Below are 24,825 nucleotides of genomic sequence, written 5' to 3'. Positions count from 1 at the left end.
TTACAAATCATCATCAAAATTTGATGAACTATCTTGATCCTTACCCGGACGCTCTAAGCGGTCTAATGGTTTGTAGTCCACATATTCAGTAGAAATCACCTCATCATCGTCGCGCTCTTTTCTCGGAGTTGATTCAGTGGGTGGACGGCGTTTTCTTGGTCTAGGAGTAACATCCTCATCGCGCGTTTCTGGACGCACTGGTCCATTATTCCCACGACGTGAAGGTCGTCTTTCTTCGGTAGTTGAGCTATCCCACTCATCAACTGGTCTGGTGGAAGCACCCCAATTCTCATCTTCAAAACTTTCAGAAGGACGTACAGAACGCCCAGAAGTACGGCGACGGGGTTTGTCAGTTTTGTCGCTTGTTGTCAGCCTTTCGCTACCATTGCGACGTTCTGGACGACGCGGGGGTTCATCTTCGTAGTAATCATCCCGAGATGAACGGTTATCCCTGCTACCGGAAATTCGACCACGTACCGGGCGCTCATCGTAATCATCATCATAAGGCAATGGTTCTAACTCAGCGTCTACCTGTGCCTTATACTTCTTGTTATACCTATAGTTGTCGCTGACCTCTCGTTCGTCATCCACAATAGGCGTGTTGCGCTTGGCTTGCTGAGTGGCTATACCGCGCAGACGAATACTTTCAACCGCAAAAAATATAGTTGAGCCTGCCAAAAGCAACTGACCAAATTGTAGAATTGGGTCAAGACGCCAACCTTGGAACACGAGAATGAAGCCGCACAGTAAGCCCACAGCGGCAAAAAAGATATCTTGATCGCGTGAGAGCTCTGGACGCACAGTTCGGAGAAAATAGAGTGCTGCCCCAGCCACAGCCAAGAAAATTCCTAGGATACTGGCTGAGTTTGCCCCAAAATTTACCTGAGCCAGAACACTGGCTGAGTTCAGCCCAAATATTAGCATTGTTGTTTACCCAATATTAGAATCTATGTTAGCGAGTTAGAATTTAAATCTCTACTGTAATCAGACACAATATACTTTAAAGACGCGAAGTTGCCTAACTCCACGTAGACGCCCGTAGGGCGGCTTCTCATGAGGGTTGAGCAACGCTTACGCGTCTTTACATTATGACCTAAAGCTAACAAGCCTGTGTGTGTCGGTTTAGTATAAATATACTTCTGTGATGAATTGCTCAGAGTCAGCAACCATCGCAATTCAGTGACACAAACCGAGTTTTAAGAGTAGAGAAGCTGCAAACAGCGCTTCTCTACACAACTCTTATTAACGTTGGATTTTATCTTTCTGGCTGACAAAAATCAATCCTACTGTTGCGGGGATAACGACAATTGCTGTTCCCCAAACCAGACTCCAAAGAAAATTTGCTAAAGAGGGCGTCATAGATTTCAACCTTTTTTTACACACTTACACACTTTATAACAATTCTAATGGTCTATTCGACCCTTGAAAAGCCATTTATGGCAGTGGGTACTGGTTCAGGGTTAGTGTTACTTTGACAACGAAACAACGAAACAACTAACAACTGACAACCAGTATTCCCTATTCTTTTTTGTGTAGCAGGCTTTGGTTACAATTAGAGAAAGGCTTTACAGAAATTAAAGTAAATTTTATTCTCTGTCTGCTTTATTCACACAGAAAGTCAAGCTGAAATCATGACTGGTGCTAACCTTGCCGCTTGGATTCTCGGTCCAGTGTTGGGACTGATGACATTTTTGTTTATTTTCCGGATTATTTTAACTTGGTATCCCCAAGTTGATTTGAATCGTTTGCCTTTTAATCTCGTAGCTTGGCCTACTGAACCGTTTCTAGTGCCGTTGCGAAAAATAGTACCACCTATAGGCGGGGTGGACATTACCCCAATCATTTGGGTTGGTATCTTCAGTCTTTTACGGGAAATTCTCCTAGGTCAGCAAGGACTGCTGACCATGCTGTCTCGTGTTTAGTAGAGTTTAGGGATTAGGGATTGGGAATTGGGGTAAGGTGCGAGTATTGCTTAGTTCTCAGTCCCGAATCCCCGATGCTACTGCACTAGAGTTTTCATCTCCTGTACGAAATTAGTGTAGACTTTACCCTGCAAAAACTGCGGGTGTTCCATAATCTTTTGATGAAATCCAATAGTCGTGGGTAGTCCCGTGATGGCACATTCTCGCAGTGCTCGTTTCATGCGGTTAATAGCAGTGGCGCGGTCTGGTCCCCAAACGATTAATTTACCGATGAGTGAGTCGTAGTAAGGCGGAATTTGGTAATCGGTGTAAACATGGGAGTCGATGCGGACTCCGGGACCTCCAGGGGGGAGATAACCACTGATACGTCCAGCGGAGGGTCGAAAGTCATTGTCAGGATCTTCTGCATTAATACGGCATTCGATCGCATGACCTCGCAAGACGACTTGGTCTTGTGTCAGCTTGAGTTTTTCCCCTTGGGCAATAAGGATTTGTTCGGCAACCAAATCTATCCCAGTAATCATTTCTGTCACGGGATGCTCGACTTGAATCCGGGTGTTCATTTCCATAAAGTAGAATTGACCGGATTTATCCAAGAGAAACTCAATGGTACCTGCCCCACTGTAGTTGATAAACTGGGCTGCTTTGACGGCAGCTTGTCCCATTTTCTCTCGCAAGTCTGGGTCTAAAGCCGGGCTAGGGGCTTCTTCTAGAAGTTTCTGGTTGCGGCGTTGAATAGAACAATCCCGTTCCCCTAAGTGGATAACGTTTCCGTAGTTATCAGCCAAGATTTGAAATTCGATATGGCGGGGACGCTCAATAAATTTTTCCAGATAAACCCCAGAATTACCAAATGCAGCTCCCGCTTCACCTTGAGCCGCTTGGAAGGATTTGACGAACTCGTTTTCAGAACGGACTAAGCGCATACCCCGCCCGCCACCACCAGCTGTGGCTTTAACCATCACTGGGTAGCCAATTTTTTGGGCGATCGCCAAACCTTCTTGCTCCGATTCTACCAACCCATCGCTACCTGGTACCGTCGGAACCCCAGCTTTTTGCATGGTTTCTTTGGCAGTAGATTTATCCCCCATTAGCCGAATGGCTTCCGGAGATGGACCGATAAAAGCAATATGATGGTCAGCACAGATTTCTGCAAACCGAGCATTTTCTGCCAAAAAGCCATATCCAGGATGAATGGCGCTGGCATTACGTGTCAATGCCGCTGCAATAATATTGGGAATATTCAAATAACTTTTACTGCTAGCAGCTTCGCCAATGCAAACCGCTTCATCAGCAAGTTGGACGTGCAGAGCATTACGGTCAACGGTGGAATGTACCGCAACCGTTGCAATCCCCATTTCTTCACAGGCGCGGAGAATGCGAAGCGCGATTTCTCCCCTATTAGCAATTAATATTTTGTCAAACTTCATCTTCTAGCTTTGATATCAGTCCAGTAGATTGACATTTTCTACCGTCAAAATTGAAATTACGCAGAGCCTCATTTCAAATTCTGACTGGCTCCCAACACTCTTCCTAAATATAAGGAAGGATTTCGCTGCTTGCCTCTACAGGTATTAACTACACTAGCAGCAGCAATGTTGCTAGTCCGGAGTTAGTTTCCCGACTTTGGCATTTTCATGCATACCGTGCGCTTCACGATAGACCTAATTTCCTTTGCACCTGCGAATCGCACCTGCAAAGGAAATTGGCTATACCCCTTTTTAATATCACGTGTGGAGCGACTACATTTGTGTCCGTCGAGTATACCCATTATTTTTTGTTGTGAATTCCTGCACTTAATTTTTCTGTAACTTGGGTATCAGTTACTATAATTTTTTCTGTTATGCTATATTTTATATTCAGGGAAACCTTGCGGATGTGGCGGAATTGGTATACGCGCACGTTTGAGGGGCGTGTGGCTTTGCCTTGCGAGTTCGAGTCTCGCCATCCGCATTTTTTAATGATGAGTCCTAAGTACCAAGTGATTAGTAGGATTTCACAAATTCAGGCAAGATGACTCACATCAAATTGTCTGTCACTTAGGGCTTGGGACTTAGCGCTCAGAACTTTCTTTCGCACTTAGAGCTTCAGTTGTGCTTTTATAGAGATAAATGAAGTTTTGTAAAGAACCTTGACTGCGACTTTTACGCCGACAAACAACTTAACATTACCTACGGGATGGCATCGCCTGAGTCCGATTTGGCAAGGTGGGGAGGAAGTCATTCAACAAGGTTTGCCACACACTCAGCTGGCACCGACTTGGCAATTACTGCTCTTAGGTGACGGTTCCCCAACAAGGCACTTACAACTGCTGACAGGCGAGCCTACAGAAGTGGATGTCATTGATATGTCATTGATTGGCTTGGACTTGGATAGTGCGCCTGAACTGATCCAAGCAGTACCAGGACCACGACTGCGGCGACAGGTGTGGTTGCGTACCGCCTCTGGGCAACGATTGGCGTATGCCACTTCATGGTGGGAAGCTTCTCATGTAGATGAGTATTTGCAAAACCGTTCATTACCTATTTGGGCAAGTTTAGCTCGTCTGCGTACAGAGCTGTATCGGGATGTTCAGGGGATTTACTACGGCGAATCGAATGCTTTAGAGTCAGGCTTTGATGAGACTGGACCTTTTTGGGGTCGCCACTACTTGTTTTGGCATCATGGACAGCCGCTGACGTTAATTTACGAGGTTTTTTCGCCGTATTTAACAAAATATCTCGGACCCATGCAGCTAAGTTCTACCAATGGTAAGGTTTAGTCCCAAATTTCCGAACTCAGAAGGTCTGTGAGGCTATATTTTCAAGACCGCTTCTGAGTTCTAAATTTTTTACCGTCAAGAAGAGTTTTTGTATAAGGGATTACCAAAAAATAAATTATCCATTATGTAGGGGGGCTTCCGGCGCACGACAGTTGAGGTTTTACATGCAGGACTTGCATTGCGGCGTAACCCACCATTGTTTCTGTCACTACAAATTGGAGATTTTTTTAATTGGAAGTCCCTAGATAAAATATTTTTAAACTTTTATTAACTAATTTTAGATTTCAAATAAAAAATGATTGTTTACATTCTCAATGCCGTGCTTGAGGAATCAGAGTAAAGCATTGCATAATGTAAAGATTTACCCTATGTTAAAAAAAATGTACTTAGGTTGTCTGTGCTATGATCCTGTATTGAGAAAGTTTTGTTAATTTTAGCTACATTTCAACCATCATTTTAAAAGAGCTTACGTAGTAGCAAACTTAGAAAAAGTGGTAGGTTAATTACCGAAAGGCGTCTCAGTCTAGGGTAAAGAAAAAAATGTAAAAAGCAACCCGCTAAGATCAGGAAACCTTTTGGTTAATGCCAACAAGCAATTATGATGCACGCAAGTATGAGGTATTGGTTTCAATGGCACTGCCCGTTGTGTCTAATTCGATGAGGAAAAGAAAGAAACCGTCTCTGGTACTGACGCTCTCGTTCACTGGGTTATTGATTGGTGCCGGGAGTGCGCTTTACTGGGTGTTAACTCAGGGAAATCTATTTTCTAGAGATTTACTACCAGGTGCCAATATTATTCCCCAAAATGCCCTAGTTGCAGTTTCCCTAACTACCGATCCAGGACAATGGGAGAAATTACGAGAGTTTGGGACAAAAGAAACTCAAAGCTTACTCGATAAAAATTTAGTGCAGTTGCGCGATCGCTTTTTGACGAATCATGGCTATGACTTCCAGAAAGATATCAGTCCTTGGGTTGGCGATCAAGTCACAATCGCAATTGTTGCCCCAAACGCGAGTAAAACCACATCAAAACCTGTTGCTACCGATGGAGAAGCGACAACCAACGAGCAGTCGATGGTGATGATTCTGCCAGTGAAAAATTTACAAAGAGCCAGCAGCATCTTGGCACAACCGAAAGCAGTTAAAGATGGCAAATGGATTGACCGCACCTATGAAAATATTCCCATCAAAGAAACTCAAGGACAAGTAGGAGAAAAATTCTCAGCAGCCCTACTAGATGGGCGTTTTTTAGTTGTCACCGATAATCCCAAAACGACAGAACAAGCGATTGACGCCTATAAAGGTAAAGCATCTCTGGCTATAAGTGCGGGTTTTGCCGAAAATTTCCCAAAAATTGCCAGATCCAGACCCTTTGCTCAGTTCTATGTGAATGTGCCTTACTCTGCGAAGATAACAGGTGCATCTCCAAACCGTCCTTTGCCTGCTCAAGTTTTGACTCAACTTCAGAATAACCAAGGTTTAGCAGGGACAATGACTCTGGAGTCAGAAGGAATCCGTTTGAAGAGCGTTTCTTGGCTCAATCCTAACAGCCAGCGGGTACTCTCCGTGGAAAACAAAGCCGGAAAAATGCAAAACCGCTTGCCTGCAGAGACTTTGATGATGCTGTCTGGCGGGAACCTAAAACAGTTGTGGGCAGACTATGTTTTAACTTCCCAAAGAAATCCCTACTCGCCAGTCATACCAGAACAACTGCGAAAAGGTGTGAAATCTCTGACAACTCTCGATTTAGATGAGGATTTGCTGAACTGGATGCGAGGAGAGTTTTCTGTCTCTGTGATTCCCAATACTCCCAAAGAAGGTTTGCCAGAAAATTTTCGTGCAGCTTTGGTTTTCATGGTACAGGCAACCAATCGTTCCCGTGCTGAAATAGCCCTAAAACAGCTCGATGAAGTCATGAAAAATCAATACCAGTTTCAGGTAAAATATACGACAGTTGATGGGAAACCTGTTGTCAACTGGCTCGGACCTTTTGGAACATTAACAGCCACTCATGGTTGGTTGGATGGAGATGTGGCTTTCTTAACGGTTGGAGCGCCTGTGAATGATAGAGTTATTCCTAGACAGAATAACACTTTAGCTAACACTGCCTTATTCCAAAATACAGTTCCAAGCGAACCCAATCCCACAAATGGTCAGTTGTTCTTAGATGTGGAAAGGACGGCTAAGTATTTTCCCTTAGCGAGCTTTGTACCAAATCAACGAGCTTTGTTAGAGGCAACACGCTCAGCAGGAGTGACAGTTGCTGTCAGCGATAGCCGCAGTACTCGCTACGATATTTTTGTATCACTTAAAAAAGCTGGAAAACCAGAGCCTTTACCAAGTCCAGCAAAATAAATAATGATGAATGATGAAAATTTCAGCATTCATGATTCATTAACATTTCTAACCTCCTTAAAACAGATAGGATCGTAACAATCAGAATCAATACTATATCGAGTGGAGATAACGTTATTTATGAATTTAATTGCACTCCAGAGCTGGCTAGACAATGCCTCATTTGCAATTCTATTTGTCACAATGCTGGTTTATTGGGGTGGGGCGGCTTTTCCAAATTTGCCTACAACTGCTGTAGGGACAGCAGGGATGGCGATCGCTAATTTGTGCATAGCGACCCTACTAGGGGCAAGATGGCTAGAAGCTGGGTATTTTCCTTTAAGTAATTTGTATGAATCTTTATTTTTCTTAACTTGGGGAATAACGGCTGTCCATCTGATTGCCGAAAACACGAGCCGTAGCCGCTTGGTAGGAGTCGTGACTGCACCTGTAGCTATGGGTATCACTGCTTTTGCCACCCTCACTCTACCATCACAAATGCAAGTCGCAGAACCCTTAGTACCTGCGCTGAAATCCAATTGGCTGATGATGCACGTTAGCGTCATGATGTTGAGTTACGCGGCTTTGATGGTAGGTTCGCTGGTAGCGATCGCCTTCCTCATTGTCACGCGTGGTCAAGACATCCAATTACAAGGGAGTTCTGTAGGTACCGGTGGATATCGCAACAACGGCTACCGCTTACGCAAAGCCGGTGAACTAGTTTCTCAAACACAAGCAGTTGCTGATGACAATAACGGAGTCGTTCGTCTTGAAAGCAATAGCAACGGCAAAACTGCTGTTTTAGATTTAGTCACTGTGCCTCAGTCTCAAGCCGTAACAACAGCCGAACCCCTTTCACCTCAGCGTCTCAGCCTTGCGGAAACTCTAGATAACATCAGCTATCGCATTATCGGGTTGGGTTTTCCCCTCCTAACTATTGGCATTATTGCTGGTGCTGTTTGGGCGAACGAAGCTTGGGGAACTTACTGGAGTTGGGACCCCAAGGAAACTTGGGCGCTCATTACCTGGTTAGTCTTTGCTGCTTATCTTCATGCCCGCATCACTCGCGGTTGGCAAGGGCGTCGTCCCGCGATTTTAGCCGCCAGTGGCTTTGTTGTTGTTTGGATTTGCTATCTGGGAGTTAATTTGTTAGGTAAAGGTTTACACTCATACGGCTGGTTCTTTTAAGAACCTCACCCCCTACCCCCTCTCCACCAGCGGTGAGTCCAGCGCTGCAGGCGGGTTTCCCGCCGTAGGCGACTGGCGAACCCGGAGGGAGAGGGGGTTATTAATAGTAACGAGCCGTAATTTTTATCTAACTGCAATATAGAAGAAAATGCGTTTTATCGATAAATTTGATGCCATCCTCCTCGACATGGGAAACACTTTCATGTTCGATTGTGACCGATTTTCTGACTTAGAGGATTTTGGCAAAACATATCGTGAAATAAATGGAACTGTATTCAACAACGCCCAAGTTAAATCAATAATTTCTGAGGTATTTAATCAGATGGGCAAGGATTATGAAAATCCAAAATACTATGAATGCTTCCCAGCCGTTAAAAACTATATTGTTAAAGTTATTCAAGAGAACAACTTACCTGATAATGACATTGATTTATTAGAAGAAGTTTTTGGAATTCACGAAATAGGCAAAATTCCAGATAGTTACGTAGAAGCCATTGTACAACTGAGAAAAACTCATAAATTGGGTGTTGTGTCAAATATTTGGTGCAAAAGCGAATTCTGCCTCAAGGAATTTCACAGAGTAGGAATTACTGATTTATTTAAAACGATTATATTTTCTTCTGATTATGGCATTATAAAACCTTCGCTTTTAATCTTTCAAAAAGCGATAGAACAGATGGAAGTGTCTGAATCCAAAATTGTATTTGTAGGGGATAATTTGCTGTTTGATATTACAGGAGCAAAGAAAGTAGGTTTATCTGCAATATGGATTAATTCAGATAATAAAAAACTTTCTTCAAATATTCCAACTCCTGATTTAGTAATTCAAGACTTACGAGATTTACCGAAAATTTGGGTTTAAAGCCCCGTCCTAAAGGAGCGGCTTTTTATTTGTCTACGTAACTTAAAAAGGACAGTGTCGTTTCTTAAAAAAAGAGTCTAATAAGAAGAGGAGGTGATGCAAGTGTTTAGTCTGACATACGAATTTAAACTCAAGCCGACAGCGGAACAAGCAGCCGTTTTTGCAGACTGGCTTGAACAATGCCGTCAGGTGTACAACTATGCTCTAGCTGAGCGTAAGGACGACGCATTTATCTACACAAAACGCGCAACCCTTGCCCAACGGGAGAGCCAGTCCCCGCTTGTTGGGAGCCCGCCGGAGAGGGCTGGACTCACCAAATCAAGCAGGATTTTTCGTGTTAATTGAAAATTTCTTCTAATAAACTGCTTGATTTGGCTGCCTCCACGATTAATCGTGGAGCGCAGAACGGGTAATCGTAAAAGGGTTGGCACTTTCGGTGCAGGTTTTCCCCTCGACTATCACTGGCTTCTAGCCCACAATCTTTGTGATTGGGCAGGTATGATTTTTGCGGAAGACTTGAACCTTAAGGATTCTTAGATATTATCTGCCTACCACGCCTTAGCTGTCCAGTGCCTCGAGCTAAACTCTTTCGAGTATCCATGCTATCAAGTACTTTTGAACGTGCTTCCTGTTTTCTGCTTGGTCGAATACCACCGAATTTTTTGAGTCCAGAACATCTGCGCTAATTTCATATCCTCTGTGTGCCGGAAGGCAATGCATCACGAGAGCATGATCGGGAGCCTTACTTAGCAACGCTTCATTTACTTGGAAACCAGAAAATGTTTGGATTCGAGCATCTGTTTCGCTCTCGTTGCCCATAGAAACCCACGTATCTGTGTAGATCACGTCCGCATCCTTGATCGCATCTTCGAGACTGTTTGTAAGATATATCGCGTTTTTGGTTTTCGCTTCTTCCACGATCTCAGGATTGGGTGCGTAGTTTTGATGGTAGGCTATAGTAATGTGCATACCCGTCTTGATTGCACCATTGATAAGGGAGTGGCAAACATTGTTGCCGTCTCCGACATAGCATAAGTTTAATCCCTCAAGCTCTCCAAAGTACTCTTTGATGGTCATGAAGTCAGCCAAACCTTGACAAGGATGGTATAAATCGGATAGCCCGTTTACTACAGGCACTTCAGTATATTTCCTCATTGTCAAAAGGTCTTCATGCTTGTGAACTCGCGCCAATATTAAATCTACATACCGCGACAGAACTCTGATTTCATCCTGAAGATCGGCAAGGGTAAAATTCGATGATTTCCAGTCTATATACATAGGTTGCCCTCCCATCTCGCCAACCCCTATTTCAAAAGAGCATCGGGTGCGGGTTGAAGTTTTTTGGAACAATAAAGCAACAGATTTGTCTTTCAGCACCTCTCTATACTTGCTAGAGTTTTTTTTAATGTTTATTCCGCCGTTCAGTATGTCGATTACCTGCTCTTCAGTCAAGTCTGAAATTGTTAAAAAGGAACGCTCAGGCTTTCCCCGTTTGGCAGAGTACCGTGCGTCAAGTAGTTCCCTACTGGCGGCTATCCTTTGTTTCAAATCAGACGGTCTTTCCATTTTATTGCCTCCCTATAAGTTTTATTGAGTAAGGATTCAGGTCTAAAATTGAGGAATTAGAGACGGACGAAACAGAGAATTGTCTGAGAGAGCGAGTAATATCAAATCCGTTTGTATCGGAATTATTTCTCCTTCCTCTCCTTGTGCGTTCTCAGGGTCTGTGCGGTTTTTTAATCATTCAGATGCTACCGGATTTGATATAAAGCCTGTGCAAAAAAATCAATTACAGAGTGTCCTTGACGACGACAAGCTTGCACCACACTCAACAAATTGACGGTGTGTTTAAATCTCTCCATTAAGCGAGAACCACCACTAATTTTACGTTTAGAAGCTGTTTATGAACAACAGTAACCTCCCTGGCAGGAAAGAGTATTCATGAACCTATCCCACTAATCAAAAAATGTGGTAGCCTTTTTATCGGCACAGAAGTGTGTATCAGGCTATGGCAGGACCTTTTGAGGGATTGAGTGATTTAGAGTGGAAGTTGTTTGAAGATATATTTCCGAAGGAGCCAGAAAAACGTGCCCCGTTCTACCAAGTAAGCGCTCACCAGCATGATTGCTGGATGAGATTCGCAGTTCGGGTTGTCAGTTTCCAGTTGATAAGAACAGCGCAACACTTTACCATTAACAGCGATGGTTTCACCACTTTTTGGCTCAATGTCGAAAAATTTTGCGCGCACACTCGGAGTATACCCGGTAGTCCAGATTCAGCAACACGCGTCGAATGGTGCTGTAGGACGGTAGTCTGCTCTTTTCTACCCGCAATAGGTCGAGCAACTGGGTTTGATAAGCCCGAATCCAGTCTCCAATTGCCATAAAGCCTTGATTACCTGCTGCAACTGCCAAGGTAAATAGGGCAAGGCACAGAGGTAGGTTGTGACGCTGACCTGCACGCCTGCGAGGGTCGGGTAAATCAGCGAAGGCTTTTAAAATCGCGGCTTGCTTCATCTGTAGCTATCTTTATTTTCTCTGTACCATAAAATTCTACCTTTTAGAATGAAATAGCCCTGTTACTTGTAGATTCTAAACATGAATATAACGTGGATGCGCGTTGGTCCTGCACAAGCGTGATTCCCAATGGCAATCACGCGCAGGTAAGGGATTTGGTTTGGCAGATTTTGAAATTGATTGGGAACAAAAAGTTGTACGCTGTCTGTTGGGTAAATTGTCTAGTAGTCTGGCAAGGCAACTTTGCAAAGTGAAACGGGTGGATATAAGCGCGCCATTTTATTACGTGCATCCGTAATCCTAAAGCGCCAATTTACACTTGCACTCCGGGAATTGCGATTGCGCGAAGCGCAGTGCCCTCTGGGCAATCGCTCTCCCAAAGCGAGATTTCTTGAGATAATGTTTGTACGTCAGCAATTCGTCTTTCCAAACATTGACGCGATAAAACGGAGAATTCAATCTCAACTTGATTTAACGCTCCTACCATGTTTGGGGGTGTAGTGAAACTCTAATTTTTGGACAATCCGACGAGCCTCTTCGGGTTTAAAAACCTCATACAAAGCAGCTGGATTATGTGTGTTGAGATTATCGACTACCAGACGAATAACCTCAGCATTTCGATAATAAACGTCCACCAATTCTTTAATCTGTTTAGCAAAATCAACCTTTGTCCTTTGTGACGTGACTTCTATATGTCGCCAGCCAGCTAATGGTTCAAACATAGCAAATAAATTGACATTACCATTAAGTTTATACTCGTACTCATAACGTTCTGGCTGTTTTGGTTTAGGAGGTAAAGCCTCTCTAACATCGTCAATTAATTGATAAGGACGTTCATCAAAACAGACTACTGGACGAAGTGGATCGTAGGGCTGGCTGTATAAATCTAATAAGTCCTCCATCCGTAAAACGTACTCGGCATCCACTTTAGGAATGCACCATTGTTCTTTCAACCACGGCTTAATTTCGTTTTTTTTAGAGGATGTCTGAAAAGTTTTGAAGAGGTGATTTTCACTACGCAAGTTGCTTTAACATTAAACGAATCATCGCGACATAAATAAAAGCCTCTGAAGTTTGCGGTAAAATTTCATAGTCCTTGCTTAATCGGCGACACCAGTTAAACCAACCAAAAGTTCTTACAAATGCGCCAACGTTTGGGAAGTACAACAAATCCTTTCTGTTCTTGGTGCCGCGTAACTACGCTCCAGACAAGCGCGATAAACATCGATAACCTGGCGGGGCGAAATTTTGACCACGGTATCCGCCATCAACCCAAATCCTAATCAATCGACCCAGGCGATCGCGTACTTGATCAAGTTTAAACAAAACTTGTTTCGCGCCTGCTTGTTCACTGACATTTGCGGCAGTAATTACGACAACTATCAGTAAGCCCAATGTATCAATCAGTATGTGCCGCTTACGTCCCTTTATTTTTTTACCTGAGTCGTAACCAACTTCTTGAGATACCATTGTTGCCGTCTCAACCGATTGGCTATCCATTATCGCCTCGGATGGCGATGGTTCTCGGTCTTGACGCTCCACGTACCCACAAACGCAACCCAAGAGTGAATTCGTTGCCATGTGCCGTCTTTGCGCCAAGAAGCGAAAATAATGGTAAACGGTTTTCCACTTTGGGAAATCATGGGGGAGCATACGCCACGCACAACCTGCACACAAGACATAAAATATTGCATTCACTACTGCTTCCATGTCAACACTGCGTTTTCTACCGCCACCTTTAGCTGCTGGAATTAGTCCCGATAGCAATTCCCATTGCTCAGAAGTCAAGTTACGCAGGATAGATGGATTCATGGCCAAGGTAACGCTGTCATACTTAAGTATTTTTTCTACTGACAGGATACCGTTACGTGGGCTTTCTTACTTCTCAGACATCCTCTAAGTCTTTCCTACTTCATTACGCCCGCTCTTGGTAGAGGCAAGTCCTCAAAAGCTGGCTGGTTGCGCTTATAGAGGAGAGTTTGGAATAGTAGATTCCGGTTTACTCCGATTTCTCGCTACACTACGTATTCCTCGACCAGAACATGGGATGAGTGACCAAATTGAGCAAGAAAATTGGAAAAAAAACTCGATTTGAGACTCAAATTTCTTCAAGCTCGATATCCAAACGCCGAAATCGAGGTTTGGAGCATGGACGAGCATCGTCTCGGACTTCATCCTATCCTGCGTCGAGTTTGGGTACCAGAAGGTGAACAACCAATTGCTTCAGTCATACAAAGGTATAAATGGATGTGGTTGTATGGGTTTGTACACCCAGAATCCGGTGAAACTAAGGCGTGGATTCTTATGTAAACACGGAGATATTTAATCAAGTCTTGGCTGATTTTGCTACTGAATATGGTCTTGGAAGTGACAAACGAGTTCTTCTAACTATTGACCAAGCCGGTTGGCATACAAGTAATGATTTAGACTTACCAGAAGGTATCGATTTAATATATTTACCTGCTTACTCACCTGAACTCCAACCCGCAGAACGGTTGTGGCCTCTGACGACGCATTTATCTACACAAAACGCGCAACCCTTGCCCAACGGGAGAGCCAGTCCCCGCTTGTTGGGAGCCCGCCGGAGAGGGCTGGACTCACCAAATCAAGCAGGATTTTTCGTGTTAATTGAAAATTTCTTCTAATAAACTGCTTGATTTGGCTGCCTCCACGATTAATCGTGGAGCGCAGAACGGGTAATCGTAAAAGGGTTGGCACTTTCGGTGCAGGTTTTCCCCTCGACTAACGAGATTGTAGCCAATAGCTCCCCAACTTCTTTAGATGAACTAGAAGCGCTTTTAGTACTTCGTTGTCAACAACTGATGAAACAGCATGATTTCATCTCTGGTCTAACTTGCTACCACTGGTGGCCAAAAACAAGAGCAGCTTAATTATAAGTAATCATCCGAACTTGATATAAGTCATGTTTTTAAGTATATGAAAAGTTAATAACAGCTTGTTTGCTACTCGTATCTAACCGTAGATAGATAAAAATGTATCAGACTTTAAGGTAAGTATTTAAGTAAGTCAGCACAATGTAAAAATAAGTAAATACGGAGAAGACATCTACGGTGATTGAGATATGGGTGCTTGTTTAAGGATCTTGGTAGACCTAAAGAAGTAATGATGCATTGTAGTGATTGACAAAAGACCAAATTGCACCAATATCATTGCGTAAGGATTTGGAAAATGGCAATGTTTTTCGCACTCCTCGGGACACTTGCTGTTGTAGTGTGTTGTTAAATCGCTCAATATAACTCGTCTTGCCAGTCTCTTTGCCCACAGGTTGATGGCGTTTGCTCGGCAACACTGATGCATAGGCTGCCCAAAAATCAGTGTAGGTGCTCGCGCACTGTCGATGGGCCGAGGCAGGGAATTCCACAATTCTCGCGCGGCGGCTTCATCTCGTGCCCCAATATAAACGCCAACAATCTCACGGTTTCAGCATTTAGAGCTAAGTACAGCTTTGCATAAGTTCGTAGCGAATTGACAAGGGAAAAGTTTTGACGTTAGGGTGAAGATGGAGCAAAATAACTTAACCATTCAGGATAATGATTGGTCGGCAAAAAACTTACAAGGAGCGATACACCTTTTCGCGGCTTTAAGTGTTGCAGAAGGACTTATTTATGGCTGTTGTCGCCCAACGAAAACATTCCTTGATTTTCAAGGATTTCTGCTAGAGGTGTTGATACCACAAGCCATCCGTCGGAGTGTACGCCATATCTATTTAATTCTCGACAATGGCTCTAGCCATGCCCCAAAGCAATTACAGACTTGGTTAAATCAAAAGCAGCAGGAGGAAGGTTGGGCTTTTACGGTAGAAGTAATTTGGTTACCGAAGAAAGGCAGAGGGCAGAGGGCAGAGGGCAGAAGGAAAGAAGGTAAGCTTTGATACAAAAATAAGTCCTCTGTTCTCTGCCATAAGGTTTAAAGCCCCTGAATTTATTTATGGAGAAAAATAAACGCGTAGCAACTTTATTAAATCCCCCGAATTCATTCGTGGGGACGCCTTCTGCCTTCTGCCTTCGTACTTCTGCCTTCTTAACGAAATATGCCTCTTGGTTAGACCAAATTGAAATTTGGTTCAGCATTTTACAACGTAAATTACTGACCCCGAATGATTTTCCTGACCTCAAGACGTTACAGCAACGCATCGCCGATTTTATTGCTCGTCACAACGACTCTGCCAAACCCATCAAATGGTCATATACAGTCGCACAGATGATGGAGAATTTTGCTACGAATTAATGCAAAGCTGTACTAAGAGACTTCCAGAAAATAAATTGTCCGATTAGGTGTAGAGTGAGTTCACCGCCACCCAATTTTAAAAAGCCACATCATAGTATAGTTAATCCGAGAGACACGATGAATGCTCCTGCTTCGTGGTTGGTTTTTGTTGAAAGCAATACAAGCGGAACCGGACGTTTGCTAGCCCGTGCTGCTGGCCTAAACGGTTTTCGACCAATTCTACTAACCGCAGACCCGTCTCCTTACAAGTTCTTGGAGGATGAAAAGCTTGATACTATTCAAGTTAATACGCGGGATGTCCAAGCTTTGCTTGATGTATGCTATAATCTTGCAGGTAGCTCGAAACTTGCTGGGGTAACTTCAAGTTCTGATCACTTTCTCGAAATCGCAGCAATCCTTGCCCACCATCTCGGGCTACCGGGTTCGCAACCTAGCACTATCCATAACTGTCGCGATAAACAAACACAGCGGTTACTTCTACAGGCAGCTGGAGTAGATGTACCAAAATTTTGCTCAGCATCTTCTGTGGAGCAGGCAGTTACTGCGTCTCAAAGTATAGGTTTTCCCGTGGTGCTGAAACCAGTGAGCGACAATGGAAGCACTGGGGTCAAGCTTTGTAAATGTCTCGATGAGGTTGTGCTCCACGCTAATGCTCTGCTTCAACGAAGACAAACCGAGCGAGGACTACCCATACCGCATCGAATTTTGGTTGAAGAGCTGGTGGTGGGACCGGAGTACTCAGTTGAAGTCTTCGGGACAAGAATTGTCGGTATTACAGAAAAACACCTGGGGCCATTGCCCTACTTCGTTGAGGTCGGACATGATCATCCTGCTATCCTGTCGGCTGAGGTGGAAAAGAGTATAAGTTTGTCTGTTCGGCGAACACTGGACGCTTTGGATTGGGGATGGGGACCTGCCCACGTTGAGCTACGCATTACCAAAGGAGGACCTAAGATTATAGAAGTAAATCCGCGCTTAGGAGGGGACTACATTCCTGAGTTGATGAACCTCGCCTATGACATGGATCTGATTTCGGAAACCGTCAGATTGGTTGTGGGGGCTAAACCACGGTTGGAGAAGAAGGCGAGCCAACACGCATCTATTCGCTTTATTCTACCTTCGCGGGAGGGATTGTTGAAGGGAATTGATGGTCTAGACTTCGCGAAACAAGTGCCTGGGGTTGTCGAGGCACAGATTTATCATCAGATGGGTGACCGTATACATCTCCAGGGAAACTTCCGGGATCGTGCTGGACACGTAATTGGGTCTGGTGATACTCCTATGGCTGCCCGTGCGGCAGTAGAGTTCGCACACAAAGCAATCCAGTTAACCATAAAACCAGATACAACAACCCCGTCTGCGTAAGGAGTCTAGTGAAGAATGGCGGGTAGATATTGCTCTTAGTTGCGCTAAGCGCACGCGATTTTTTGTCAAGCGAAAACAAGTGACAGGATTTTGTGAGTTGTGCGTTATAAAGACGCCGCTTTGAAAAGCGAGGTTTTCAAAGCAGGGATGAAAGGCGCTAGCACTGAGATAAGAGACGGATTGGAACCGCTAGGATTCTGGGAAGTTCCATCTTTTCGGTTCACAGCCTACTACAATGCTTTGTATTTATCAATACTAAATTACAAAAGGCTCACCCTAGATGCTCAAACTGGCACGGGAACGTTTAGAAATTTTCCGCTACCGACCCTATACTCTATACTTTATCGGCACCACTGTATCCCTAATTGGAACAGGAATGCAATTTATTGCCAACAGTTGGTTGGCTCTGGAACTGACAGATGCCAATTATTCAGTAGCCCTACTCCTGGGCATCTCTTCTATACCTGGTATCCTGTTCTCGCCAGTATTGGGTGTCTTTGTAGATCGAATTGATCGAAAGTTGCTGGCTGCCACTATGGATTTGTTCCGAGGTGTAATCCTACTATCTGTGCCGCTTTTGTGGTGGTTCAAGTATCTCCAGCCTTGGCATTTATATCTGATGGCGTTTCTGGTAGCTCTCGGGGATATAGTTTATAGTCCTTCGGCTAAGGCACTGATCGTCGAGGTGATTCCACAGAAAATGCTCCTGACCGCCAATTCCACCACCTCAGTTGCCAATCAGATTGGATCGTTAGTGGGAGCCGGAAGCGCGGGTTTAATTATTGCCATGTTTTCGCCGATAGCAGTCATGGTCATAAACGCTGGTACTTTTTTCTTTTCAGCCTTCTGCATCTTAGGTATGCCTAAGATGCGTATTGTCCCAATGGATGTAGTCAGTAAAGCGAAGGGTTGGAGATTTTTTTTTGCAGAAATGAAAGAAGGGATTGAATATGTCAGACAGCATTCGGACATTATCTTCAAATATCTGATGCTGCTCTTCCTCCTCACAACTCTGCGTACCATCAACGTTATGCTCGCTCCTTTTGCTAAGAACGTGCTGCAAGTTGGAGTGAAAGGACTCGGTTATATTGATGCTGCATTCGCTGTCGGTGCTATATTTGGCAGTTTTATCCTGCCAGTATTATCGCGGTTATACGGTACTAACCGGATCATGATCAATGGGGTGTGGGCACTGTCCGCAAGTCTTTTGTTCTTCGCCACATCTCGGAGTCTGTGGATGGGTATTCTGGGCTATTTCTTGATCGGTGTATCCTTTCAGGTGTGGGTACTTTACCTGACCAAGGCGCAAGAGAGCACCGACATTAGCCATCAGGGACGGGTATACTCGTTCTTCAGTACTTTCATCTCTATTGCATCTCTGGGAGTGTATGCAGTCATGGGTTTGCTTGTAGAGGTTATCTCCCAGCGTTGGCTCTACGTTTTTCAGGGGGCACTGGTCGCTGCCACTGGGCTACTAGCATGCCGAATGATTTCTTACGAAAAAAAGGAGAAAGATTATTATGATTGATGCCAAGCGGGTTCTGGTAATTGGCGGAAACACGAGGAACCTTCAGAAGGCAAAAGCTCTCGGGCTAGAGGTTCTTTACATTCAGAAAAAGGAGCTATTCAAGGATTTCGACCTGAGCCATGCCGATCATACCCTCTTTGTGGACTACGAAAATTCATCGGTTCTCCTGCCTATGGCAAAGGCAATTTACGAGTCATTTCCTTTTGAGTATGTGATCTCTTTTACCGAGACAGGACTGATTCCCGCTGCTCAAGTGAATGATGCCCTTGGTCTACCGGGCAATTCGCTGAAGACGGTCAATTTGCTTAAGGATAAATGGGCTATGCGTCAGCATTTGAACGCCATAGGTTTTAGCCCAGTCGTCGCGCAAGTTGGATGGACACAGGCGGATCTGACTGCCTTTGCCCAGAATTATGGATTGCCGATGATTGTCAAGCCTGTTGAAGGTACAGGAAGCTTTGGTGTCTTCATGATCAATGAGCTTGCTGAGATAGAACGAGTATGGCAGCAAATTCAGATTCTGAGTTTTTCTTCCTTTGTCATGGAAGAATATCTGGAAGGACCAGAGATCAGTGTCGAGTCCTTCAGCTTCGGTGGACATCACGTGATAATAGGCATCACTGACAAGTTAACTTTGTCAAACTTTGTCGAGATCGGTCATTCAGTACCCGCCCAGTTAGACGATGCTCTTCGGTCTGAAGTTCTAAGTACTGTTACCACATTCCTCAACGCAGTGGGTATCAAAGAGGGACCTTCACATACCGAGGTGAAACTTACGCCAAAGGGACTCCGAATTTTGGAATCGCATAATCGGGTTGGTGGCGACAAGATCAACACCCTAGTTGAGATTGCCTACGGCGTGGATATGATCTCACTTGCCTTTGCCTATCCTTTCGGGTTGACAGAGGCGTTGATAAGCTCACCTCTACCCCGCGCTGGAGCAGCGATCCGTTTTTTCGTGTCCCATCCGGGTATAGTGCGAGAAATTTCTGGACTGAAAGATGTCCAGTCCCACGAGAAGACGGTAGAAGTGCAATTGACTGTTAAAGTAGGTAGCCAAACGCAGTCAGTGTGCCAATCTTCAGACCGATTGGGTTATTTGATCACCAAAGGGGCAGATGCCCGAGAGGCAGTTACCACCTGCGAACAATTGGTGCAAAAGGTGAGTATTATCGTAGAATGAATGCCCAAACTCCGCAGAAGGAATGCAACTGGAGCGAAGAGTGTGCCGATTTAAGTCAGCAGGTCAAGCTAGGGCAAATGCATCTAAATTCTGGAAGCATTTGCTAGTAATAATTACATGATTTTGTCAGCAAAACTAATAAATGAGTGAAACCTTTGTCTAGCGAGCGTTTCAAAAATAAAAATGCGTTTGCTCCTGTAGGTTAAGCTAAGTTAGGTCAGAAGCTCAATAGGAAATAAAGGAGCTAACAATGATAAGTGCCAAGGTTCTTTCTAGCGAATTAGTAAAAGCAAATTATCAGAAAGGTGGTATTAAATGTCTTAGATTATTCAATGTAAATGACATTTTTTTTGCGTCTCTGAAGAATGAGATAGCTCAACTGATAAAGCAAAACAAGCCATCAGATGTAAGAGAAAAAAAACATCTCAGTCATGAAGCAACAAAACCTTTTGGTAATTCTGTACAGTTTTCTTTACTAAATCTATCTGGGAAGTTTGATGACCCGTCAACGGACTACAATAGATCAGTTCTAGGGAAAAGATTCCACCAACCAGATACCTATCCTAATATCACAGCTTTTGTCAAAGCATTTCCTCGCGCTACAAGCATGAAATTGCTAGGCTTGGGACCAAACTCTGGTCTAACTCCACATAAAGCAGATACTATTTGGCATTCCAAAAATGCTTGTTATCTTGAGCTAAGGTTCCACCTCCCCATTTTTACTAATGAAAAGGCAGAGATGCTTTTGGATAATGACTTTTACAAGTTTGAGGCGGGTTCAATTTTTCTTTTCAATCAGGGATGCGTTCACTCTGCTTTCAATTTTGGCAATGAGTTTAGATATCACTTGACGTGGGATATGCCATTGAGTCAGGAAACGTTCGACTTAATGTTTTCTGACTCAAATGTTTCAATACCTCCATTCCTTGAAAGGTGTTTAGGGGATGAGCAAATAGTCCATCCATACAAAACGGAAATAATTAAAGAGTTTGAAATTCAAGGTGTTGGAAAAGTACTTTATAATAGGTTTAAGCTGCATAGACTAGGGATACAACCCTACATATTTCAGAAATTGTTGAACGAGTTCTTGTATTTAAAATACAAGAATAGAGTGTGGGTAGACTTCGTTGAAATGCGGAAGTAGGGCGAGATGAAACTATGGAACTGTAGATAGAAAATGAAGCGAACTAAATTCAACCAAAGGTTAATAATTTATGTCATGCCAAGACTCTCTTGGTTTAACAATACGGAGGAAAAATAATGTTCACCAAAGCTACTAAGTTACGTAAGCTATTTGAAACTCCAGGCATTATCCGACTTGTGGCAGCTCATAATTCATTAGGCGCAAAAATAGCGGAACGCATTGGCTTCGATGGCGTATGGTCGAGCAGCTTTGAGATTTCGACTTCACATTGTGTGCCTGATGCCAGCATCCTGAGTATGAGCGAGTACTTGGCAGTGGCAGAATCTATGAACGCATCTACCTCCATTCCAATTGTTGCTGATTGCGACACGGGATATGGTAACTTAAACAACGTTATTCATATGGTGCGTAAATTTGAAGCCGCAGGTATTGCGGGTGTATGCATTGAGGATAAGCAGTTTCCCAAAATCAACAGCTTTATTCCAGGACGCCAGGAACTTGCCTCCGTTTCTGAATTTATGGCAAAGATCATGGCTGCTAAGAATGCCCAACGCAGCGCAGACTTCATGGTTATTGCCCGAGTGGAAGCACTAATCGCTGGACATGGACAGAAAGAAGCTTTGATGCGTGCTCAAGCATATGCTGAGGCTGGGGCAGATGCCATCGTAATTCACAGCAAAGCGATGACACCCGAACCCATCGCAGAGTTCACTAGCGCCTGGAACTACCAGGTGCCGCTCGTTGTGATTCCAACAACCTATTACACTATCACTGTTCGCGAACTGGAAGAACTGGGAGTAAAGATGGTCATTTATGCCAACCACGGTATTCGTGCTGCCATTAGTGCTATGGAAAAAACTTTTGCGGAAATTTTGCGTACTGGCTCGTCGGTCAACGTTGAGATGAATATTGCCTCAATGAAGTCTGCCTTCGAGCTACAGGGGATGTACCAGTTGAAGCATAATGAAGAGCTTTATCTTCGATTGAGCAAGCAAAAAATACGAACAAATGAACCAGACAGCAATGATTGGCAACAGTAACAAACCTTTTTACAAGATACTCTCAGATAGAAATCCAAAAAACCCATGAAAAAGACAGAAATTGACTCTCTGCTAGAGGCGTTAAGATGCTGTAACATCAACTGGATTGTTGTCTTTCCGTCTACCGGACTTGATGTAGTTTATGCCTACTATCAGGAAAAGAATCGTTGCCTCTACACGACTCGGGAGGAGGAGGCAGTTGCGATCGCATCCGGATTGACAATAGGAGGAGATAGACCACTCGTGCTCATGCAGCAGTCTGGAGTAGGCAATGCCCTTAACGCTGTTTTTACTCTGGCAGACGCATACGATGTGTTTTTCCCGATTCTTGTCTGCGATCGCTCTGAGTTAGATCCAAATCCAGTGCAAAGAGTCAGTTCAAAAAGCACTAAGCAGGTTCTAGAGCCTTTAGGCTGTTCCTGGGTAGATTGGAGTGAGCCAAACGCAATAGAGAAATTTAGGAGTTGTTTGGAGCGACGCAGCCGATGGATAATATGCCCGAACTAGGAGAAGGAACGACCACTTTACCGAATCGTACTGAAGTTCTTAAAGTGATCGTTCAAGAAATCGACAATCAGGATTGCTTGCTATCAGCACTGGGTTATATCAGCCGAGATATTTATGCTCTAACGGACTCTGAGCGGGAAAAATGCTTCTATTGTATGGGCTCTATGGGAAGTGTTGCTCCGTTAGCATTAGGTATTTCTTTGGTCCGACCCAACGTGAGAGTCTTTGCTCTGGAGGGTGACGGATCGCTGCTTATGAATCTTGGCACGTTGGCAACACTGAATCGCTACGGCTCTAATAGAGTCCGTCTCGTGATTATCGATAATGGTTGCTACGAATCTACTGGTGGTCAGCCGAGTCAACCGGAGAGTTTCTGCCTAGAAGACGTGTGTCGGGCAGCAGGTCTGCCCACGCAGGTGGCTACGAACTTAGCCCAAGTAAAGACATTCGTAAACTCTTCGCAGAGATCGGACAAGCCGTTGGTTTTGATAGCCAAGGTAGTATGCGCCCCCCCTTCTCCTCGAGTGAGTGAGGAGCCTAAAGTAATCGCAAAACGTTTTTCAGAGTGGTTATCTCATTGACTCCTCCTTTAAAGGGCGCGGGATTCGATTAGGGGTTGGGTGAAACCATGACAAAACCGGACAACCTTCCCCCACGAGTACTCTTGAAGCACCCACAGATATCTGTGGTGGGGGGCAAAAAAGGCGGTGATTCTCAATTATTCGTACTTGTTGAAAGATTTACCCGCCTTTTTTGCCAAGGTTGTCCGGTTAAGTCTTGGAAAAATGTAGCGGCTTCCAGGCTCCCCGCCCACTGGATATCTAGGAATCTGTTTGGAGTATTTGCAATTACTATTTTGAACTTTTGTTTATGAATACGAAAAGTATTTCGTCGCTTGAAGGACATGTGATTTCCGGAATCGGTTCGATGATTCGGGACTTAGGAATTTTGAGCCATACCCCTGATGAATTGGAGTCGAAAATATTAGCCCATAGTGATGATATCCACTTGTCTTTATCTTCAAGTTTGAAGCTTGTTTCAGGAACAAGTATCGAAGCTCGGGTTGGTGACATTGTTTTATTCAAATTAAACAACTTAGGTGCTTACCCTGACATGGAAACTTTGTGGGGTGGGAGAGTTCCCCTGAAAATTGGTGAGAAGTACATTGGCGTTCTTTGCGAGCGAGGATCTACCAAGTTAATTACAGGGGAATTCGACGAGCATATAACAAAATTAAGAGAATGTCTTGAATTACAGCTTATTGCCCAAGCAGGTGGAGTAGGTTTTGCTACAGGTTTTTCACCAACGCTGGAAAAAGAGTACGGTTATGGGCAACCTTCCGATGTGGAGATTTTAGGTGCTCTCTATGATGAAAAAAAAGGTAAAGTTTTGAATACATTGGAAGTTTCGACTCCAAAAAGCGCTGACCTTTCCGACAATTCTGTTCCTCCAAGCATTTTGGTTCTTGGTACGGCTACTGATGTAGGAAAAACTACTGCTGTTTGTGCATTGCTTGAAGAACTTTCCTGTAAGTATTCTTGCATAGCAATAAAAGCGTCTGGAACTGGCTGGTACGAAGACTCGCTGTTACACGCGAGAAGCGGAGCCTTCCCGGTTTTGAATTTTACATTTGCGGGACTGCCAACAACTTATTATGTTGACCAAGGCAAGTACTTGAACGCTATGTATGAATTATTTAATTATGCAGCGAATCCGGGAAATATTCCTAAAAAATTTATGCATCCGGAAATGCGTGATCGTGTTGCGAAAAAATCCGACATTGTAATAGTAGAACACGGTGGAGATTTGATTTGGGCTAACATACCTTGCTATTTACGTGATTCTAAGCTGATGACTCCTGTAAAAGTTTTACTAATTTGTAGTGAAAGCGCACTGAGCTTAAGAGGATCTCTTGAAGAGCTTCGCAGCATGGGAATCTATAATTCCCAAGTAGTTAAGATTTTTGCTTCTGTACCACTTATTAACCCTGAAGCTTTCTATAAGAGAGTGGAAGAGTATTTGAAATTGGGTTTCATCGAGGGGATTTTTGATGTCAGAAAACCACGGCTTTTAGGAAACAAAGAAAGAAGATGTTATTACTCGGCGAATTATTCTCGTATACTATCTTGCACAGAATTGGTAGAAAAAATTGAAAACCATTTGTTCTCGACCTAGGACTTACGCATTGACAATATAAGCAAGATGTGTAGTTGGTGTGACAAGAAAG

At 43.9% G+C, this 24,825-nt stretch carries 27 protein-coding genes and 1 tRNA gene; 19 read left to right on the top strand and 9 right to left on the bottom strand.

Going from position 1 to position 24,825, the window contains the following annotated elements:
- Both ACM0OZ_RS31430 and psbX read right to left on the bottom strand, forming a co-directional pair.
- Entirely contained in the window at window positions 1-924 is a 924-nt protein-coding gene (locus ACM0OZ_RS31430) for a Ycf66 family protein (protein ID WP_414586748.1), read from the bottom strand.
- A gap of 318 nt (window positions 925-1,242) precedes the next feature.
- On the bottom strand, window positions 1,243-1,359 hold the full coding sequence (gene psbX / locus ACM0OZ_RS31425; RefSeq protein WP_069350153.1) for a photosystem II reaction center X protein: 117 nt from the start codon (window positions 1,357-1,359) through the stop codon (window positions 1,243-1,245).
- Window positions 1,360-1,631: 272 nt separating this feature from the next.
- Here psbX and ACM0OZ_RS31420 point away from each other — a divergent pair, with 272 nt between their 5' ends.
- Window positions 1,632-1,922, top strand: a complete 291-nt coding sequence (locus tag ACM0OZ_RS31420) for a YggT family protein (RefSeq protein ID WP_041037722.1) — start codon at window positions 1,632-1,634, stop codon at window positions 1,920-1,922.
- A 77-nt stretch (window positions 1,923-1,999) separates the two neighbouring features.
- Here the strand turns inward: ACM0OZ_RS31420 and accC are convergent, their stop codons facing one another.
- The gene (gene accC, locus ACM0OZ_RS31415; protein WP_414586747.1) at window positions 2,000-3,352 is read right to left on the bottom strand and encodes an acetyl-CoA carboxylase biotin carboxylase subunit; all 1,353 of its coding nucleotides are present in this window, start codon (window positions 3,350-3,352) and stop codon (window positions 2,000-2,002) included.
- A 442-nt stretch (window positions 3,353-3,794) separates the two neighbouring features.
- On the opposite strand from accC, the gene ACM0OZ_RS31410 reads away from it, so the two are divergent.
- From ACM0OZ_RS31410 to ACM0OZ_RS31385, 6 genes are all read left to right on the top strand, one after another.
- Window positions 3,795-3,875, top strand: a tRNA-Leu gene (locus tag ACM0OZ_RS31410).
- 178 nt (window positions 3,876-4,053) lie between these two features.
- Complete coding sequence (locus ACM0OZ_RS31405; protein ID WP_414586746.1) at window positions 4,054-4,683, top strand: chorismate lyase; 630 nt, start codon at window positions 4,054-4,056, stop codon at window positions 4,681-4,683.
- A 630-nt stretch (window positions 4,684-5,313) separates the two neighbouring features.
- The gene (locus ACM0OZ_RS31400; RefSeq protein WP_414586788.1) at window positions 5,314-7,038 is read left to right on the top strand and encodes a DUF3352 domain-containing protein; all 1,725 of its coding nucleotides are present in this window, start codon (window positions 5,314-5,316) and stop codon (window positions 7,036-7,038) included.
- A 120-nt stretch (window positions 7,039-7,158) separates the two neighbouring features.
- On the top strand, window positions 7,159-8,205 hold the full coding sequence (gene ccsB, locus ACM0OZ_RS31395) for a c-type cytochrome biogenesis protein CcsB (protein WP_414586745.1): 1,047 nt from the start codon (window positions 7,159-7,161) through the stop codon (window positions 8,203-8,205).
- A 148-nt stretch (window positions 8,206-8,353) separates the two neighbouring features.
- Window positions 8,354-9,067: an HAD family hydrolase gene (locus tag ACM0OZ_RS31390; protein WP_414586744.1), complete on the top strand. Its 714-nt coding sequence runs from the start codon at window positions 8,354-8,356 to the stop codon at window positions 9,065-9,067.
- A gap of 102 nt (window positions 9,068-9,169) precedes the next feature.
- Window positions 9,170-9,412: a helix-turn-helix domain-containing protein gene (locus tag ACM0OZ_RS31385; RefSeq protein ID WP_414586743.1), complete on the top strand. Its 243-nt coding sequence runs from the start codon at window positions 9,170-9,172 to the stop codon at window positions 9,410-9,412.
- Between the two features lie 234 nt (window positions 9,413-9,646).
- Here ACM0OZ_RS31385 and argF read toward each other — a convergent pair whose 3' ends face one another.
- The 5 genes from argF to ACM0OZ_RS31360 form a co-directional block, all read right to left on the bottom strand.
- Entirely contained in the window at window positions 9,647-10,633 is a 987-nt protein-coding gene (gene argF / locus ACM0OZ_RS31380) for an ornithine carbamoyltransferase (RefSeq protein WP_414586742.1), read from the bottom strand.
- 656 nt (window positions 10,634-11,289) lie between these two features.
- Complete coding sequence (locus ACM0OZ_RS31375; protein ID WP_414586741.1) at window positions 11,290-11,583, bottom strand: transposase family protein; 294 nt, start codon at window positions 11,581-11,583, stop codon at window positions 11,290-11,292.
- A 461-nt stretch (window positions 11,584-12,044) separates the two neighbouring features.
- Complete coding sequence (locus ACM0OZ_RS31370; RefSeq protein WP_414586740.1) at window positions 12,045-12,605, bottom strand: IS630 family transposase; 561 nt, start codon at window positions 12,603-12,605, stop codon at window positions 12,045-12,047.
- On the bottom strand, window positions 12,598-12,750 hold the full coding sequence (locus ACM0OZ_RS31365; protein WP_414586787.1) for a transposase: 153 nt from the start codon (window positions 12,748-12,750) through the stop codon (window positions 12,598-12,600). The genes ACM0OZ_RS31370 and ACM0OZ_RS31365 overlap by 8 nt, the downstream gene beginning before the upstream one ends.
- Window positions 12,751-12,780: 30 nt before the next feature.
- The gene (locus tag ACM0OZ_RS31360) at window positions 12,781-13,395 is read right to left on the bottom strand and encodes an IS5 family transposase (protein ID WP_414586739.1); all 615 of its coding nucleotides are present in this window, start codon (window positions 13,393-13,395) and stop codon (window positions 12,781-12,783) included.
- Window positions 13,396-13,656: 261 nt separating this feature from the next.
- On the opposite strand from ACM0OZ_RS31360, the gene ACM0OZ_RS31355 reads away from it, so the two are divergent.
- Both ACM0OZ_RS31355 and ACM0OZ_RS31350 read left to right on the top strand, forming a co-directional pair.
- Window positions 13,657-13,893: a hypothetical protein gene (locus ACM0OZ_RS31355; RefSeq protein WP_414586738.1), complete on the top strand. Its 237-nt coding sequence runs from the start codon at window positions 13,657-13,659 to the stop codon at window positions 13,891-13,893.
- Window positions 13,878-14,228, top strand: a complete 351-nt coding sequence (locus tag ACM0OZ_RS31350) for a transposase (protein ID WP_414586737.1) — start codon at window positions 13,878-13,880, stop codon at window positions 14,226-14,228. The genes ACM0OZ_RS31355 and ACM0OZ_RS31350 overlap by 16 nt, the downstream gene beginning before the upstream one ends.
- A 467-nt stretch (window positions 14,229-14,695) precedes the next feature.
- Here the strand turns inward: ACM0OZ_RS31350 and ACM0OZ_RS31345 are convergent, their stop codons facing one another.
- Window positions 14,696-14,893, bottom strand: a complete 198-nt coding sequence (locus ACM0OZ_RS31345) for a hypothetical protein (RefSeq protein ID WP_414586736.1) — start codon at window positions 14,891-14,893, stop codon at window positions 14,696-14,698.
- 210 nt (window positions 14,894-15,103) lie between these two features.
- On the opposite strand from ACM0OZ_RS31345, the gene ACM0OZ_RS31340 reads away from it, so the two are divergent.
- The 10 genes from ACM0OZ_RS31340 to ACM0OZ_RS31295 all read left to right on the top strand — a co-directional run bounded on the left by ACM0OZ_RS31340 (window position 15,104) and on the right by ACM0OZ_RS31295 (window position 24,773).
- Complete coding sequence (locus tag ACM0OZ_RS31340) at window positions 15,104-15,475, top strand: hypothetical protein (RefSeq protein ID WP_414586735.1); 372 nt, start codon at window positions 15,104-15,106, stop codon at window positions 15,473-15,475.
- 56 nt (window positions 15,476-15,531) lie between these two features.
- The gene (locus tag ACM0OZ_RS31335; RefSeq protein WP_414586734.1) at window positions 15,532-15,831 is read left to right on the top strand and encodes a hypothetical protein; all 300 of its coding nucleotides are present in this window, start codon (window positions 15,532-15,534) and stop codon (window positions 15,829-15,831) included.
- A gap of 117 nt (window positions 15,832-15,948) precedes the next feature.
- Window positions 15,949-17,196, top strand: coding sequence for an ATP-grasp domain-containing protein (locus ACM0OZ_RS31330; protein WP_414586733.1), 1,248 nt, complete (start codon window positions 15,949-15,951; stop codon window positions 17,194-17,196).
- Window positions 17,197-17,476: 280 nt separating this feature from the next.
- Window positions 17,477-18,724, top strand: a complete 1,248-nt coding sequence (locus tag ACM0OZ_RS31325) for an MFS transporter (protein ID WP_414586732.1) — start codon at window positions 17,477-17,479, stop codon at window positions 18,722-18,724.
- Window positions 18,717-19,907, top strand: coding sequence for an ATP-grasp domain-containing protein (locus ACM0OZ_RS31320; protein ID WP_414586731.1), 1,191 nt, complete (start codon window positions 18,717-18,719; stop codon window positions 19,905-19,907). The genes ACM0OZ_RS31325 and ACM0OZ_RS31320 overlap by 8 nt, the downstream gene beginning before the upstream one ends.
- Window positions 19,908-20,157: 250 nt before the next feature.
- The gene (locus tag ACM0OZ_RS31315; RefSeq protein WP_414586730.1) at window positions 20,158-21,051 is read left to right on the top strand and encodes an aspartyl/asparaginyl beta-hydroxylase domain-containing protein; all 894 of its coding nucleotides are present in this window, start codon (window positions 20,158-20,160) and stop codon (window positions 21,049-21,051) included.
- A 116-nt stretch (window positions 21,052-21,167) separates the two neighbouring features.
- A complete protein-coding gene (gene aepX / locus ACM0OZ_RS31310) occupies window positions 21,168-22,091 on the top strand; it encodes a phosphoenolpyruvate mutase (RefSeq protein WP_414586729.1) in 924 nt (307 codons plus the stop codon).
- Window positions 22,092-22,136: 45 nt separating this feature from the next.
- Window positions 22,137-22,598 carry a hypothetical protein gene (locus ACM0OZ_RS31305; protein ID WP_414586728.1) on the top strand — a complete coding sequence of 154 codons (462 nt, stop codon included), beginning with the start codon at window positions 22,137-22,139 and terminating at the stop codon, window positions 22,596-22,598.
- On the top strand, window positions 22,577-23,179 hold the full coding sequence (locus ACM0OZ_RS31300) for a thiamine pyrophosphate-dependent enzyme (protein WP_414586727.1): 603 nt from the start codon (window positions 22,577-22,579) through the stop codon (window positions 23,177-23,179). Before ACM0OZ_RS31305 ends, ACM0OZ_RS31300 begins: the two co-directional genes overlap by 22 nt.
- A gap of 289 nt (window positions 23,180-23,468) precedes the next feature.
- A complete protein-coding gene (locus tag ACM0OZ_RS31295; RefSeq protein WP_414586726.1) occupies window positions 23,469-24,773 on the top strand; it encodes a hypothetical protein in 1,305 nt (434 codons plus the stop codon).
- Window positions 24,774-24,825 lie beyond the last annotated feature (52 nt).

This window comes from Scytonema sp. PCC 10023 (assembly GCF_963920835.1).
Lineage (GTDB): Bacteria > Cyanobacteriota > Cyanobacteriia > Cyanobacteriales > Nostocaceae > Kalymmatonema.
The sequence above is the reverse complement of the archived record's forward strand: the minus strand, read 5'-3'. Positions and strand labels throughout refer to the sequence as shown.

Coding starts and splice junctions, on each gene's coding strand:
- ACM0OZ_RS31430 (WP_414586748.1), bottom strand. CDS start 924: ATGCTAATATTTGGGCTGAACTCAGCCAGTGTTCTGGCTCAGGTAAAT.
- psbX (WP_069350153.1), bottom strand. CDS start 1,359: ATGACGCCCTCTTTAGCAAATTTTCTTTGGAGTCTGGTTTGGGGAACA.
- ACM0OZ_RS31420 (WP_041037722.1), top strand. CDS start 1,632: ATGACTGGTGCTAACCTTGCCGCTTGGATTCTCGGTCCAGTGTTGGGA.
- accC (WP_414586747.1), bottom strand. CDS start 3,352: ATGAAGTTTGACAAAATATTAATTGCTAATAGGGGAGAAATCGCGCTT.
- ACM0OZ_RS31400 (WP_414586788.1), top strand. CDS start 5,314: ATGGCACTGCCCGTTGTGTCTAATTCGATGAGGAAAAGAAAGAAACCG.
- ccsB (WP_414586745.1), top strand. CDS start 7,159: ATGAATTTAATTGCACTCCAGAGCTGGCTAGACAATGCCTCATTTGCA.
- ACM0OZ_RS31390 (WP_414586744.1), top strand. CDS start 8,354: ATGCGTTTTATCGATAAATTTGATGCCATCCTCCTCGACATGGGAAAC.
- argF (WP_414586742.1), bottom strand. CDS start 10,633: ATGGAAAGACCGTCTGATTTGAAACAAAGGATAGCCGCCAGTAGGGAA.
- ACM0OZ_RS31375 (WP_414586741.1), bottom strand. CDS start 11,583: ATGAAGCAAGCCGCGATTTTAAAAGCCTTCGCTGATTTACCCGACCCT.
- ACM0OZ_RS31360 (WP_414586739.1), bottom strand. CDS start 13,395: ATGAATCCATCTATCCTGCGTAACTTGACTTCTGAGCAATGGGAATTG.
- ACM0OZ_RS31340 (WP_414586735.1), top strand. CDS start 15,104: ATGGAGCAAAATAACTTAACCATTCAGGATAATGATTGGTCGGCAAAA.
- ACM0OZ_RS31335 (WP_414586734.1), top strand. CDS start 15,532: ATGGAGAAAAATAAACGCGTAGCAACTTTATTAAATCCCCCGAATTCA.
- ACM0OZ_RS31330 (WP_414586733.1), top strand. CDS start 15,949: ATGAATGCTCCTGCTTCGTGGTTGGTTTTTGTTGAAAGCAATACAAGC.
- ACM0OZ_RS31325 (WP_414586732.1), top strand. CDS start 17,477: ATGCTCAAACTGGCACGGGAACGTTTAGAAATTTTCCGCTACCGACCC.
- ACM0OZ_RS31320 (WP_414586731.1), top strand. CDS start 18,717: ATGATTGATGCCAAGCGGGTTCTGGTAATTGGCGGAAACACGAGGAAC.
- ACM0OZ_RS31315 (WP_414586730.1), top strand. CDS start 20,158: ATGATAAGTGCCAAGGTTCTTTCTAGCGAATTAGTAAAAGCAAATTAT.
- aepX (WP_414586729.1), top strand. CDS start 21,168: ATGTTCACCAAAGCTACTAAGTTACGTAAGCTATTTGAAACTCCAGGC.
- ACM0OZ_RS31305 (WP_414586728.1), top strand. CDS start 22,137: ATGAAAAAGACAGAAATTGACTCTCTGCTAGAGGCGTTAAGATGCTGT.
- ACM0OZ_RS31300 (WP_414586727.1), top strand. CDS start 22,577: ATGGATAATATGCCCGAACTAGGAGAAGGAACGACCACTTTACCGAAT.
- ACM0OZ_RS31295 (WP_414586726.1), top strand. CDS start 23,469: ATGAATACGAAAAGTATTTCGTCGCTTGAAGGACATGTGATTTCCGGA.